This window comes from Pollutimonas bauzanensis (assembly GCF_900129885.1).
GTDB classification, from domain to species: domain Bacteria; phylum Pseudomonadota; class Gammaproteobacteria; order Burkholderiales; family Burkholderiaceae_B; genus Pollutimonas; species Pollutimonas bauzanensis.
The window spans coordinates 333,884-346,805 of sequence record NZ_FQXE01000004.1 but is presented as its reverse complement, the minus strand read 5'-3'; the positions used below and the strand labels follow the sequence as shown (position 1 = coordinate 346,805).

Below are 12,922 nucleotides of genomic sequence, written 5' to 3'. Positions count from 1 at the left end.
GCGGCGCGCTGCTTTATAATCCGCTGTGTATTTGTACAGCCTGCCCCGCCATGGACTCCGAGCCGCCCGCCGCCCCTACCGCTGAACGCCGCATCGCGCATCTTGATATGGATGCGTTCTATGCGTCGGTGGAGCTTTTGCGTTATCCCGAACTGCGCGGCCTGCCGGTGGTCATAGGCGGAGGCCGCAATACGCAGCCCCGGACGCTGGCCGATGGCACGCGCGTGTATTCCCGTTTGCGCGGCTATGCCGGGCGCGGCGTGGTCACCACCTCCACCTACGAGGCGCGCGCCTTGGGCGTGTTTTCGGCCATGGGCATGATGAAAGCCGCGCAGCTTGCGCCCGAGGCGGTCTTGCTGCCGGTCGATTTTGCGGCGTATCGCCAATACTCGCGCCTGTTCAAGGCGGCGGTGGCGGATGTCGCCCCCTGCATCGAAGACCGCGGCATCGATGAAATCTACATCGACCTTACCGATATCCCCGGGGGCGCGCGGGAATTGGCGCTGCGGCTCAAGTCCGCGGTGGCGCAAGCCACTGGCCTGTCATGTTCCATCGGCATTTCACCGAACAAGCTGTTGTCCAAGATAGCCTCGGAACTCGACAAGCCGGATGGCCTGACCATCATCGGCCCCGGCGACCTGCAGCGGCGCATCTGGCCCCTGCCGGTGGGCAAAGTCAATGGCATAGGGCCCAAGGCCAATGCCAAGCTGGCGGCCATAGGCATACTCACCATCGCCGACCTGGCGGCGGCGCCCGCCGATCTGCTGCAGAACCACTTCGGCCTGACCTATGCGCGCTGGCTGCTCGATGTGGCGCACGGCATCGATGGCCGCCGGGTCGTCACCCATTCGGAGCCCAAGTCCATCAGCCGCGAGACCACCTTTGAACGCGACCTGCATGTGCAGCGGGATCGCGCCGCCCTGTCCGAAGTGTTTGTGCGGCTGTGCGCCCAGCTCGAGGCGGACTTGCTGCGCAAGGCTTATGTCGGGCGCACCATAGGCATCAAGCTGCGTTTCGACAATTTCCGCACCGTGACGCGCGACCTGACCCTGCCCGTCCACACGGCCGACGCCGCCGCCATACATCGCGCCGCGGGCTTGTGCCTGAAACGGATCGCGCTGGATCACAAAATACGCTTGCTGGGGGTGCGCGTCAGCAGCCTGCTGCCGGCCGGGCAGGCTGCTGACGCGGAGCCGCAGGAACCTCGCCAGCTCAGCTTGTATTAGCGATTGGCGCGCCGCACTCTAATAACGTAATTGTTCTAATTTTATTTAACATATCACTTTTGGTAATGTATAAGTAATAATCCAGTAGTTATAAAACACAGGGAAGCTTGTTAGCATGGTGATCCGGGCAGAAGCAGGCGCCGGCTCCCTTTTGGGCGGCTCCCGCCTGCTTCCGCCGTCACTGATTCTAGGCAGATAAAAATGGAACTTTCTCGTTTTGTGCGCGGCTTGCTTGCCGCTGGTATTACGGCTTTTTCAACGCTGGCCGCCGGCGGCGCCCATGGCGCCGATCTGCTCGATACGGTAAAGGAGCGCGGCGTCTTGATCGTCGGCGTGGAAGGGACTTACCCGCCCTTCAACTTCGTCGATACCAAAACCAAGGAGCTCGATGGCTTCGATATCGACGTGGCCAAGCTCATCGCCGGCAAATTGGGCGTGAAGGTTCAATTCGTCAAGACCGAATGGAGCGGCATACTGGCCGGCCTGAGTTCCGGCAAATTCGATGTCATTCTCAACCAGGTGGGCATCACCGCCGAACGCGAGAAGACCTTCGATTTCTCGGTGCCCTACGTGGCCTCCAGCCCGCAATTGATACTGCGCAAGAACGATGGCAGCCAATACAAGAGCTTTGCCGATCTGAAAGGTAAAAAGCTGGGCGTCTCGCAAGGCAGCAATTACGAAGCGCTGGCCAAGGCCCAGGAAGGCGTCGAGGTAAAGAGCTATCCCGGCGCTCCGGAATACCTGTCCGACCTGGTCAGCAAGCGTGTCGACGCCGCCCTCAATGACCAATTGATGACGGCCTACCTGGTCAAGACATCCAATATTCCCATCCAGGGCGGCGCCATCGTGGGCGAGCCCAAGTTCAACGGCATACCCTTCAAGAAGGGCAACCCCGAGTTCAAGGCCGCGCTGGACAAGGCGCTGGAAGACTCCTTTGCCGATGGCGAGTTCGCCAGGATATCCGCCAAATGGTTCGGCATCGATGTCAGCAAGGTGCAGAAGCCGAAATAAACCATGGATTTCATCGAACTGATGGCCCTGGCTGCTCCCATTCTGCTGAAGGGAACAGGCTATACACTGGTCTTCGCCTTCGCCGCCATGTTCGGTGGATTGCTGGTGGGATTCGCGCTTGCCGTGGCGCGCATTGTGCCCAACCGCGGGTTCCGGGCGCCGGCCGCGCTATATGTCAGCATGATGCGCGGCACGCCCTTGCTGGTGCAGGTGTTTATCATCTATTACGGCCTGCCCAGCATAGGCATCTCTTTCGAGCCGCTGACGGCGGGGGTGCTGGCGCTGAGCCTGAACGCCGGCGCTTATATTTCCGAAAGCCTGCGCGGCGCCATCCTGGGTGTCGCGCAAGGGCAATGGTCGGCCGGCTACAGCCTGGGGCTGAACTACTGGCAGAACCTTTACTACGTCGTGATGCCGCAGGCCTTGCGCCTGGCCGTCCCGTCCATGAGCAACACCCTGATCAGCCTGATCAAGGACACGTCGCTGGTGTCGGTGATCACGGTCACCGAACTGCTGCTGGCCACCAAGGACGTCATTGCCACGACCTTCCAGCCGCTGCCCCTGTATTTGGCCGCCGCGGGCATTTACTGGATGCTCAGCCTGTGCCTGGAGCACGTGCAGCGCCGCCTCGAAAAGCACTTCGGGCGCAGCGCGCGCACTGTTTGAAGCTCGGCTTCCCAGCCCGCACCGGCAATAAGGACATAGCGTAAAAATATTAGGTTGTCCTTACAACTTAATATATTCTGCCTCTCATGGACCGGAGATAAATCGATCTCCGGCAGACATCCCGCTATCCAGGAGAGGCACATGGCAAACAAGGTAACGCTCACCAAACCGCAACACGCGAGTCCCGAAGTTCACGCGATTTTCGAAGATATACGCCAAACCAAAGGCGATAAATTCCTGACCCCGACTTGGGGCTTCTTCGCGCTCGACATCGACTTGCTGACGCATTGGTGGGGCCTGACCAAGCGCCTGCAGATGAAGCAAGGCGACCTTCCGCAAACCACGCTGAATTCGATCTCTCTGGTGTGCGCCGCGGAGGTCGACTGCCCGCGCTGCATCAACAATCACCAGACGCATTTGATCGAGCACTTCGGCCTGACGGCCGAGGATGTCCAGGAGATCCTCGATTTCGAGAATTCGCAGGTGCTGGATGAAAAGACCAAGTCCATCCTGCGCTTCGCCAGGAAAGTGGCCTTCAACGAAGGCACCGATGAGCAGGACTTCAACGCCTTGCGGCGGCATGGCGTGACAGACCTCGGCGTGGCCGAGATCGTGTCCATGGCGATGCTCGAGTCCGGCATGGCGCGCCACGCCGTAGGCGTGGCGCCTTTCGAAGATGGCGAGAACTGGCCGCGGGAATACGTGCCCTCGCCGTTCTACGGCGAAAACGTCAACAGGTAATAGAGTGAAAGATTCTTTCAGCATCGAGGGGACCGTGACGCGTCTTGGCGATTCGATATCCGGCGATACCATCCTGCCTTCGCGCCATTCGTTTCTTCCCGGGCCCGAAATGGCCGAACAGGTTTTATCGGAGCTGGGGGCGGAAGTGAACCGGCGCGTGCGTCAACGGCCGATACTATGCGCGGGTCCGGCGTTCGGCTACGGCACGGGGCGGGAATCCCCGGCCAGGGCCCTGGCGGCCGCCGGCGTCAAAGCATTGATAGGCGGACCCTTCGCGCGCATGTTCTACCGCAACGCGATCAACAACGGCATCCTGGTCGTCGAGGCGCCTGATGTCTATGCCGATGTCGAGGAAGGAAGCTATTTGCGCATACTCCTGGCCGATGGGCGCATCGAGGGCTTGGCGCGGAACTGGCGATTCGCGCCCATTCCCGACTTCGTCCTGGACGTGCTGCGGGCCGGCGGCCTGATAGGCTACGCGCGCCAGCGGCCCGAATTATTGCGCCAGGGTGGCTCATGAGCGGCGCAGGATCGACCATCGCCCAGAAAATCCTGGCCCGCAGCGGCGGCCTGCCCTCGGCCCGGGTGGGGCAGATCGTCCAGGCGCTGCCGGACTTCAGCTATTCGCACGATTATGCGCATTTTGCCATCGAGGCCCTTGAACAAATGGGGGCCGCCGGCGTCGCGCATCCGGACCGCATCGCCATATGCCTGGATCACGGCATTCCGCCCGACACGGCGAGCCAGGCCAACAAGCTCAAAAAAATCAGGGAATTCGCGCATGAGCAGAACCTGGCGGCCTTCTACGAAGTGGGCACCGGAATCGCGCACCAGGTGATGCTGGAGCGCGGCTGGGTTGTCCCGGGGTCGCTGGCGGTCGCCAATGATTCGCATGCCTGCTCCGCCGGCGCCGTTGGCGCGCTGGGTTTGGCGACGGGGGAAACCGAGATGGGTTTTCTCTGGGCGACGGGCAAGCTCTGGTTTCGCGTTCCGGAAACGATCAAGGTCATTCTTTCGGGGCGATTCAATCCTGGCGTATACGCCAAGGACCTGATGCTGGATATCGTGCGCCAGGTCGGGGTGTTGGGCGGGCTCTATCAGGTGCTGGAATACCACGGTCCGGCCGCCGCGCACTTGTCGATTTCGGAGCGCTTCACCTTATGCAATATGTCGGCGGAAATCGGCGCCAAGGCGGCGATTTTTCCGTTCGACGAGGTCACCGGGAATTTCCTGCGGGGCCGCGTCCGGGCGCCCTATGAACCGGTGTCCGCGGACGGCGATGCCGAATATGCGCGCACGCTGCGCTTCGACCTGGGCCAGATCGAACCCATGGTCGCCCTGCCGGGAATGGAAGACAGGGGTGTGCCGGTAAGCGCCGTGCAAGGGGAAAGAATCGACCAGATATTCATAGGCTCGTGCACCAATGCGCGGGCGGATGACCTCGCCATCGCGGCGCGCATCCTGGCGGGAAAAACCGTTCATCCGGGGATACGCCTGCTGGTCGTCCCGGCTTCGCGCGACGTCGCCACGCATATTACGCGCAGCGGCGACATGCAGATCCTGCTGGAAGCGGGCGCTACGCTTTTGCCCAGCGGCTGCGCGATCTGCGCGGGCAGCCACCAGGGGGCCCTCGCCGACGGCGAGCGCTGCCTTTCCACCTCGAACCGTAATGCGCCGGGGCGCATGGGGAACAAAAACGCCGAGATATTCCTTTGCAGCCCCGCTACCGCGGCCGCCAGCGCGCTGGAGGGGCGGATAGCCGATCCGCGCCCTTATTTGCAAGCCGGCGCGGCGCGGCGCCCTTCGAACCGGGAAAGGAGCAGCCATGCGTGACAGCAGCGCCGCCGCGGCCGAGCGGCCGCGGCAGGATCCCCTGATCGTGATCGAAGATTTGAGGATCTCTTTCGGAAAGAACGAAACCGAAGCGCCTGTGCTGGACGATTTGTCCCTGCATGTCGGCCGCGGCGAATTCGTGGCGCTGGTCGGCCCGAGCGGCTGCGGCAAAAGCACGGTGCTGAATGCGATCGCGGGGCTCATCGATGCGCGGGCGGGAGGGAAGCTGCGGGTCGGAGGGCGGCCGGTCGACGCCATTCTGCCGGGTATCGGCTATATGTTCCAGTCGCATGGCTTGCTGCCGTGGCGCACCGTGGTGCGCAATATAGAAATAGGGCTGGAACTCAAAGGGATGCCGCGCGCCTTGCGGCGCGGCAAGGCTCTGGATCTGCTGCGCAAGGTGGGGCTTGCCGGATATGAAAACCGCTATCCCGCCGAGCTGTCTGGCGGCATGCGCCAGCGGGCCGGGCTGGCCCGCACCCTGGCGACCGATCCCGAGGTGCTGTTGATGGACGAACCGTTCGGCGCGCTGGATGCGCAAACCAAGCTGCTGGTCCAGGACAGCTTCCTGGAGTTCTGGGAACAGGACCGGCGCACGGTCCTCCTGGTAACCCACGATCTGGACGAAGCCCTGTGCATGGCCGACAGGATACTGGTCATGTCGGGCCGGCCGGGGCGCATTGTGCGCGAATACGATGTGCCATTCGATCGTCCGCGGCACATCGTCGCGCTGCGCGCTTCGCCGCAGTACGGCCGCTTGTGGCGGCAGATATGGAACGACTTGCGGCCCGGATCGGATTCGCCGCGGGGAGCGGCCAAATGACGGCGCTGCGTTCCGTTGCCATCCTGCGCCTGGCCCTGGCCCTGGCTACCCTGGGCTTCTGGGAGGCCGCGGTCGCCCTGGGGTGGGCGAGCGAATTCTGGGTCAGCAGCCCCGGCCGCATCGCTGCGCGTATCGTCCAGCAAATAAGGGGCGGGGAGCTGTGGCTGCATTTGGCGGTGACGCTGGGCGAAGCTTTCACGGGATTGGCCGCGGGGGTGGTGGCCGGCGCGGCGCTGGGCCTGCTGCTGGGCGTGAGCCGGCGCGCCGGGCCGACGCTCGAGCCGTTCGTGATCGCCCTGAATAGCCTGCCGAGGGTCGCGCTGGGTCCCATCCTGGTGCTGTACGTGGGCATAGGCTTCGCATCCAAGTTCCTGCTGGCTTTTTCGCTGGTGGTCGTTCCGGTCATGCTCAATACCTACGAGGGCATCAGGTCGGTCGATCAGGTGCTGGTGCACGTCATGCGCATGCTGGGCGCGACGCGCTGGCAGCTGTTCCACAAGCTGCTGATGCCTAACGCGCTGCCCTGGATATTGTCGTCGGTGCGCGCGGCGGTGTCGCTGTCTATCATCGGCGCAATCGTGGGGGAGTTCATTTCGGCCCAGGCGGGCATCGGCTACATGCTGGACGTGGCCAGCGGAGCCTTCGACATTACCGGCATGTTCGCGCCCCTGGCGGTGCTGATGGCCTTTGCGTTCGCCGCCGACCGCTGCATTGTGGCGCTCAGCGCCCATCTGCTGCGCTGGCGGGCGGTCAATATCTGATTTTCCGGCTTTTTTCCTGTTTTCTTTTTAGGGTGTGTCATGTCGTTGAAGACTTTGAAAGTATTGATGATAGCCGCCGCCGTCGCGATCAGCGCGGCGCTGCCGGCCAGCGCCAGCGCCGATGCCGGCGCGAAAGTGCGCATAGGCAGTTCGGTGCGTTCGCTTTTTTCCCTGCCTTTGTATGTCGCCGACCAGAAAGGCTATTTCAAGGAAGAGGGGCTCGATGTGGAGATCTCCTTCTTTCGCGGCGGCCCGCCGGCCACGGCCGCGCTGCTGGGCGGATCGATAGACCTGGTGGCCGCGTCGTTCGAAAACCAGTTGAAGGTCAACAAGCGCGGCGTGGGGGTCAAGACCATCCTGAATCTGCAGTCGGACTTCAGCGGGGCGTTGGCGGTTCATGAGAGCTGGCTCGCCGGCCACCCGGGCAAGCCGGATGTGCGCAGCCTGAAAGGCGCGCGCATCGCCACCTTGTCGCGGGGCGGCTATGCGGACATGGCCCTGAGGTACATTCTGCAGGATGCGGGGCTGGATCCCGACAAGGACGCCACGCTGATTCCCGTCAGCGGCTACGATAAAGTCCTGGCCGCCGCCCAGGCCGGCGAGCTGGATGCCGCGCTGTTCGTGGAACCGTGGCAAACGATAGCGGTCGAGGGCAGCGGGCAATGGCAATACGTCGTCGACATCACCCGCGGGCAGGGACCGGATGTATTCAAGGATATGGCTTACGTGACGCTGCAGTCCAGCCCGGCCTATCTGGAAAGCCATCCGCAGGCCGCGGCCAAAGTGGTGAAGGCCATTGTCAAGGCGCAGGGCTTCATCCGCGATGCGCAGCATCTCGAAGAACTGGTGCAGATCGCCCAGCGGGTATTTCCCGATACGGACGCCGGCACCTTGCGCGCCAGCATTGCGAAACAGGAACATACTTTCCGGCCCGCGCTCAAGCCTGATATGATAGAAAAAAACATGAAGCTTCTGCTGGCCAACAAGGCCATCCAGGATCCCGCGCCACAGCCCTCCGACGTGTTTGAACTTCAATACCTCAAGGCGGCTGGCGTCAACTAGGCACTGGCCTTCCTCACTGCATATATCAATGGTGGATTCTTCAGTAACGCCAGGTGCGCGGCGCCGCGCCAAGCGCGCGCCGCGGGCGCGCGGCGCCGCGTCGGCGCTCGACTTGACGCTTTTGGGCGATCTCGACGAAGGCTTGCCGGTGCCGCTGTATGTGCAATTGGCGGAGAAATTCGCGGCATACATCCGCCAGGCGGGGGATCTCGCGGTCGGCACTTGCCTGCCCTCCGAAAATCAATGCCTGGAATTCTTCCGCGTCAGCCGTCCTACAGTCCGCCAGGCGATGGCGGAACTCAGCGCCCAGGGGTTGATACGCCGGGAAAGAGGGCGCGGCACCTTTGTCCAGAATGCGCGCATCGAGCACGACATCACCCATGTCTTTGAAGAAGATATGCGCGCCAAAGGCCGCACGGTAACGTTCCGGGTGCTGGAGAACATCCAGATGCCCGCGCCATCGCGCCTTGTCGGCGTCTTCGACGCCGCCGACCGCGCCGGGCTCAGGCGTATCCGCCGGGTGCGGTCGCTGTCGGGGCGGCCTATCAGCCTGGAAGACCGCTACATCCCCGCGCGCTATGCCGAAATGCTTGACGAGAAGCTGCTTACCGGCAGCAGCATTTTCCTGTTGTTGCGGCGCTGGGCGCAGGCCGGCACCATACGCTGCGTCAACGCGGTTCGCAGCGAGCTGGCCGGCGAGGAAATTATCGAGCTGCTGGGCGTCCCGCCCGGCACGCCGGTGCTCGTGCGCGAAACCTCTTATTATGGCGCCCACTCCACCCCGCTGATGTACAGCTCGGTCTCTTTCCTTGGCCCTTCGTACCAGTTCTGCTTTGAAACCGAGATGAAGATTGCCTGAGCCGTAAGGCCGGCGAATCGCTGCGATCAGATATCGAAATTGGCTACGGCCTGGTCGCCGACGCTCAGCACGGCGCCGGCGTGCGCGCCGGCGACGACCGCGTTCACGCCAAAGAGCACACCCTCGGCAAAGCGGCGGTGAGCGGCCAGGGTAAGGCCCGGCTCGGGGGCCGACACGGCGGTGGCCTGGTCGATATTCGGTATGGGGCAGCGGGCGCAGCGTTTGACGAAGGCGAATTCCATGGCGCCTATGCGCATGCTGGCAAGATAATCCTCCTCGTAGGCATCCAGGCCCTGCAGCACGATGTTGGGGCGAAAGCGGTTCATGGGAACGGCCGCCTGCCCTTTGGCCCGCAATTGCCGGTTCAGTTCGTCCAGCGAGTCCTGGCTGGCGACCAGGAAAGGAAAGCCGTCGGCAAAACCGAACTGGTGTTGCGCCGGAAATTCAGGCGCCCAGTCCTTATGCTTGCGGCGCCACGCATTGACATGGTCCCGGCTGGCCATGCGCTGCGCCCGAGGGTGCACGCGCAACAGGCGGCATGGCGCGCCCAGGAACTGGCTCAGCCATTGCGCCGCGGTGTCGCCTTCATCCAGGCCCAGCGTATCGCTGCCCCAGATGCGCACGGAAACCGGCGGCGGCTCGGGACTGTCGGCGGCCGGGACGAGGGCCAGGGCCGGCATGCCGGGGGCGTCCAGGGTCAGCGCGCCGCCGCCCACGCCCGGCTGTATGAGCGCCATCCTGGCATATTGGCGCTGCGTCATGAAAACGCCTTGCCGGTCCACGATCACCCATTGCCGGTCGAGCGAAACACCGGCTTCGCTCAGGCCGATCCGGCTGTGGTCGAGACCGGCGCAGGATTTGACTGGATAGCTGTGTAAACTCAGGATGGTGATAGTCATGGGCTGGCAGTGGCGATGGCTGGCCGGAATTGTGGCGCATATGGCACATAATAGCGCCTGCCTGATCCGGCCTGCAGCCATGGAAGCGGCTGCGGGGCGCCGGCTGGCCTACTGCGCTAAAATTTGCGTCTCGCAGCATTTGCTGCGGTCGCCTCTTCTTTTGAATACAGGATGCCAAAATGAAATTTGATCGGTCGGGTGTGAACGCGCTAATGGAAATCACTTCGCGTCCCGAGCTGGTATTTGTGCGCGGGCAAGGCTCGTGGCTGGAGGACCACACTGGCAAGCGCTATCTGGATTTCGTTCAGGGCTGGGCCGTGAACTGCCTGGGGCATTGCCCCCCGGAAGTCGTCAAGGCCATCAACGAGCAGTCCGCGCGCCTGATCAACCCCTCGCCGGCGTTCTACAACGAGCCGTCCATGGAGCTTGCCAAGCGCCTGACCGGAGCCTCGTGCTTCGACCGCATCTTTTTCGCCAATAGCGGCGCCGAAGCCAACGAAGGGGCCATCAAGCTGGCGCGCAAATGGGGCCGTCTGAACCGCAAGGGCGCCTTCAAGATCATTACCTTCGACCACAGTTTCCACGGCCGCACGATCGCCACCATGTCGGCATCGGGCAAGCCAGGCTGGGACACGCTGTTCGCGCCGCAAGTGGAAGGCTTCCCCAAGGCCGACCTGAACGACCTGGATTCGGTGCGCGCCCTGATCGACGACCAGACCGTGGCCATCATGCTCGAACCCATCCAGGGCGAGGCCGGCGTCATTCCGGCGACGCGCGAATTCATGCAGGGCCTGCGCAAGCTGGCCGACGACCATGGCTTGCTGCTGATCGTCGACGAAGTGCAGACCGGCATGGGCCGCACGGGCAAGCTGTTCGCCTATGAACTCTCCGGCATAACGCCCGACATCATGACGCTGGGCAAAGGCATAGGCGGCGGCGTGCCCTTGGCGGCCTTGTGCGCGCGCGAGGCCGTGTCGTGCTTCGAGCACGGCGACCAGGGCGGCACCTATAACGGCAATCCGCTGATGACGGCGGCTGGCGTCGCGGTGTTCGACACCCTGACGGCCCCCGGCTTCATGGACGAGGTCAATGCGCGCGCGCGCCAGTTGTCCGAAGGCCTGCTGGCCCTGTCGGCGCAATGGGGCATGCAGGGCGAGCGCGGCGAAGGCTTGCTGCGCGCCTTGATGCTGGATCGCAATGACGGCGCCGCCATCGTCGAGACGGCGCGCGACTGGATGCCCGAAGGCATGCTGCTCAATGCCCCGCGCCCCAATCTGCTGCGCTTCATGCCGGCCCTGAATGTCACGGCCGGGGAAATCGACCTGATGCTCCAGCGCCTGGACGAGGTCATAGGCAAGGTGCGCGCCGCCTAGAAGGCAGTGCCGGCGCGGCGCCGCGCCGGCTAGCCCTGCATGCCCCAGCGCCGCACGGTTTTCTTTTCTATCAGGCGGAAAACCAGGTTTTCCACGATAAGCCCGATGATGATGACGGTCAGCAGGCCGGCGAACACGGCGGGTATGTCGAGCAGGTTGCGGTTTTCGAAGATGAACCAGCCCAGGCCGCCCTGGCCGGAGGCCACCCCGAAGACCAGTTCGGCGGCGATCAGCGTGCGCCATGCGAAGGCCCAGCCTATCTTCAGCCCGGTAAGGATGGACGGAAAGGCGGCTGGAATCAGGATCTTGGCGACATACCTCAGGCCGGTCAGTTCATAGTTGCGGCCCACCATCCGCAAGGTATGCGAAACCGCCAGAAAGCCTGACTGCGTATTGAGCGCCACCACCCACACCACGGAGTGCAGCAGTACAAAGACAATGCTGGTCGTGCCCAGCCCGAACCAGATCAGCGCCAGCGGCAGCAGGGCAATGGCGGGCAGTGGGTTGAACATGGCCGTCATGACTTCAAGGAAGTCGGTGCCTATCTGGGTGCTGATGGCCAGTATGGTGATGACGGCGGCCAGTATGATGCCCAGGGCGTAGCCTATGAGGAGGACCTTGATCGACGTCCAGGCCCTGTCGACCAGGATGCCGTCGCCGATGCGGTCGATGAAGGCGGCGATGGTGTCCGACAGGGTGGGGAACAGCAGGGGATTGTCGAGCAGCCTGCCGTATATCTCCCAGGCGAGCGCCAGCAGCAGGATGATGACGGTCTTGCGGACAAAGGCGTCGCTCCACAGTTTCTGTATGAGCGGCAGCTCGCGGACAACGACGACATGCCGGGCGCTGTCGCCGTCGGCGCTGTCCTTCTTCAGAGTGATGGTTGCGCGCGTCATTCGGTGTGCGCTCCTTGCGGATCAAAGAGCAAGCCATGAATCTCCTGCTCGAGCTCGGCGGCCGCCGCGGCATCGTCCGCCACGGATTCCACGTCGCTGACTTCGGCCTTGACCTCGCCGGGGTGCGGCGACAACAGCAGGATGCGGTTGCCGATCCGGATCGCCTCGGCGATGGAATGGGTGACGAACATGACGGTGAACCGGGTGTCCTCCCACAGCTGCAGCAGCTCGTCCTGCATCTGGCGGCGTGTCAGGGCGTCGAGCGCGGCAAAGGGCTCGTCCATGAGCAGGATGTCCGGCTCCATGGACATGCCGCGCGCAATGGCGACGCGCTGTTTCATGCCGCCCGACAGGGTATGGGTATAGCTGTCGGCGAACTGGCCCAGGTGCACTTTTTCCACATAGGCGCGGGCGCGCTCCTGCGCTTCTTTCCTGGGCATTTTGCGCGCGGCCAGCAGCGGAAACATCACATTTTCCAGCACGGTCTTCCAGGGCAGGAGCTGGTCGAATTCCTGGAACACCATCATGCGGTCCGCCCCCGGCTTCCTGACTGCCTTGCCCTTGATGCGGATTTCGCCTTCCTCTGGCGCCAGATAGCCTCCGACCGCCTTGAGCAGCGTCGACTTGCCGCAACCCGACGGCCCCAGCAGCACAAACCGGTCGCCGCTATTGACGTTGAAGCTGACCTTGTTGGTCGCGGTAATGATGCTTTCCGGGGTTTTATACCTCAGGGTCACGGCATCGACTTCCAGCAGATATGCCATTCCGGTCT

14 protein-coding genes are annotated in these 12,922 nt (G+C 63.1%); 11 read left to right on the top strand and 3 right to left on the bottom strand.

What is annotated here, in order from left to right:
• Positions 1-50 precede the first annotated feature (50 nt).
• The 10 genes from dinB (at position 51) to BUB23_RS10145 (ending at position 8,982) form a co-directional block, all read left to right on the top strand.
• Positions 51-1,226, top strand: a complete 1,176-nt coding sequence (gene dinB / locus BUB23_RS10190) for a DNA polymerase IV (RefSeq protein ID WP_073102992.1) — start codon at positions 51-53, stop codon at positions 1,224-1,226.
• A gap of 201 nt (positions 1,227-1,427) precedes the next feature.
• Positions 1,428-2,237: a transporter substrate-binding domain-containing protein gene (locus BUB23_RS10185; protein ID WP_073102991.1), complete on the top strand. Its 810-nt coding sequence runs from the start codon at positions 1,428-1,430 to the stop codon at positions 2,235-2,237.
• Positions 2,238-2,240: 3 nt separating this feature from the next.
• On the top strand, positions 2,241-2,903 hold the full coding sequence (locus BUB23_RS10180; protein ID WP_073102990.1) for an amino acid ABC transporter permease: 663 nt from the start codon (positions 2,241-2,243) through the stop codon (positions 2,901-2,903).
• Between the two features lie 141 nt (positions 2,904-3,044).
• Positions 3,045-3,644 carry a carboxymuconolactone decarboxylase family protein gene (locus tag BUB23_RS10175; RefSeq protein WP_073102989.1) on the top strand — a complete coding sequence of 200 codons (600 nt, stop codon included), beginning with the start codon at positions 3,045-3,047 and terminating at the stop codon, positions 3,642-3,644.
• A 4-nt stretch (positions 3,645-3,648) separates the two neighbouring features.
• Complete coding sequence (locus BUB23_RS10170; RefSeq protein ID WP_073102988.1) at positions 3,649-4,164, top strand: LeuD/DmdB family oxidoreductase small subunit; 516 nt, start codon at positions 3,649-3,651, stop codon at positions 4,162-4,164.
• Positions 4,161-5,477 (top strand): 3-isopropylmalate dehydratase large subunit, encoded by a 1,317-nt coding sequence (locus BUB23_RS10165; RefSeq protein ID WP_073102987.1) that lies wholly within the window; start codon positions 4,161-4,163, stop codon positions 5,475-5,477. Before BUB23_RS10170 ends, BUB23_RS10165 begins: the two co-directional genes overlap by 4 nt.
• Positions 5,470-6,300: an ABC transporter ATP-binding protein gene (locus BUB23_RS10160; RefSeq protein WP_073102986.1), complete on the top strand. Its 831-nt coding sequence runs from the start codon at positions 5,470-5,472 to the stop codon at positions 6,298-6,300. The genes BUB23_RS10165 and BUB23_RS10160 overlap by 8 nt, the downstream gene beginning before the upstream one ends.
• Positions 6,297-7,061 (top strand): ABC transporter permease, encoded by a 765-nt coding sequence (locus tag BUB23_RS10155; protein WP_073102985.1) that lies wholly within the window; start codon positions 6,297-6,299, stop codon positions 7,059-7,061. Before BUB23_RS10160 ends, BUB23_RS10155 begins: the two co-directional genes overlap by 4 nt.
• Positions 7,062-7,100: 39 nt before the next feature.
• Complete coding sequence (locus BUB23_RS10150; protein ID WP_084135934.1) at positions 7,101-8,123, top strand: ABC transporter substrate-binding protein; 1,023 nt, start codon at positions 7,101-7,103, stop codon at positions 8,121-8,123.
• A 28-nt stretch (positions 8,124-8,151) separates the two neighbouring features.
• Positions 8,152-8,982 carry a GntR family transcriptional regulator gene (locus tag BUB23_RS10145; RefSeq protein ID WP_073102983.1) on the top strand — a complete coding sequence of 277 codons (831 nt, stop codon included), beginning with the start codon at positions 8,152-8,154 and terminating at the stop codon, positions 8,980-8,982.
• 26 nt (positions 8,983-9,008) lie between these two features.
• On the opposite strand, the gene BUB23_RS10140 is transcribed toward BUB23_RS10145, so the two are convergent.
• A complete protein-coding gene (locus tag BUB23_RS10140; protein ID WP_073102982.1) occupies positions 9,009-9,881 on the bottom strand; it encodes an MOSC domain-containing protein in 873 nt (290 codons plus the stop codon).
• A 179-nt stretch (positions 9,882-10,060) separates the two neighbouring features.
• Between BUB23_RS10140 and BUB23_RS10135 the strand changes: the two genes are divergently transcribed.
• Positions 10,061-11,254, top strand: coding sequence for an acetylornithine transaminase (locus BUB23_RS10135; RefSeq protein WP_073102981.1), 1,194 nt, complete (start codon positions 10,061-10,063; stop codon positions 11,252-11,254).
• Positions 11,255-11,283: 29 nt separating this feature from the next.
• Here BUB23_RS10135 and BUB23_RS10130 read toward each other — a convergent pair whose 3' ends face one another.
• Positions 11,284-12,150, bottom strand: coding sequence for an ABC transporter permease (locus BUB23_RS10130; RefSeq protein WP_073102980.1), 867 nt, complete (start codon positions 12,148-12,150; stop codon positions 11,284-11,286).
• Positions 12,147-12,914: an ABC transporter ATP-binding protein gene (locus BUB23_RS10125; RefSeq protein ID WP_073102979.1), complete on the bottom strand. Its 768-nt coding sequence runs from the start codon at positions 12,912-12,914 to the stop codon at positions 12,147-12,149. The genes BUB23_RS10130 and BUB23_RS10125 overlap by 4 nt, the downstream gene beginning before the upstream one ends.
• Positions 12,915-12,922 lie beyond the last annotated feature (8 nt).

Coding starts and splice junctions, on each gene's coding strand:
- dinB (WP_073102992.1), top strand. CDS start 51: ATGGACTCCGAGCCGCCCGCCGCCCCTACCGCTGAACGCCGCATCGCG.
- BUB23_RS10185 (WP_073102991.1), top strand. CDS start 1,428: ATGGAACTTTCTCGTTTTGTGCGCGGCTTGCTTGCCGCTGGTATTACG.
- BUB23_RS10180 (WP_073102990.1), top strand. CDS start 2,241: ATGGATTTCATCGAACTGATGGCCCTGGCTGCTCCCATTCTGCTGAAG.
- BUB23_RS10175 (WP_073102989.1), top strand. CDS start 3,045: ATGGCAAACAAGGTAACGCTCACCAAACCGCAACACGCGAGTCCCGAA.
- BUB23_RS10165 (WP_073102987.1), top strand. CDS start 4,161: ATGAGCGGCGCAGGATCGACCATCGCCCAGAAAATCCTGGCCCGCAGC.
- BUB23_RS10160 (WP_073102986.1), top strand. CDS start 5,470: ATGCGTGACAGCAGCGCCGCCGCGGCCGAGCGGCCGCGGCAGGATCCC.
- BUB23_RS10155 (WP_073102985.1), top strand. CDS start 6,297: ATGACGGCGCTGCGTTCCGTTGCCATCCTGCGCCTGGCCCTGGCCCTG.
- BUB23_RS10150 (WP_084135934.1), top strand. CDS start 7,101: ATGTCGTTGAAGACTTTGAAAGTATTGATGATAGCCGCCGCCGTCGCG.
- BUB23_RS10145 (WP_073102983.1), top strand. CDS start 8,152: ATGGTGGATTCTTCAGTAACGCCAGGTGCGCGGCGCCGCGCCAAGCGC.
- BUB23_RS10140 (WP_073102982.1), bottom strand. CDS start 9,881: ATGACTATCACCATCCTGAGTTTACACAGCTATCCAGTCAAATCCTGC.
- BUB23_RS10135 (WP_073102981.1), top strand. CDS start 10,061: ATGAAATTTGATCGGTCGGGTGTGAACGCGCTAATGGAAATCACTTCG.
- BUB23_RS10130 (WP_073102980.1), bottom strand. CDS start 12,150: ATGACGCGCGCAACCATCACTCTGAAGAAGGACAGCGCCGACGGCGAC.
- BUB23_RS10125 (WP_073102979.1), bottom strand. CDS start 12,914: ATGGCATATCTGCTGGAAGTCGATGCCGTGACCCTGAGGTATAAAACC.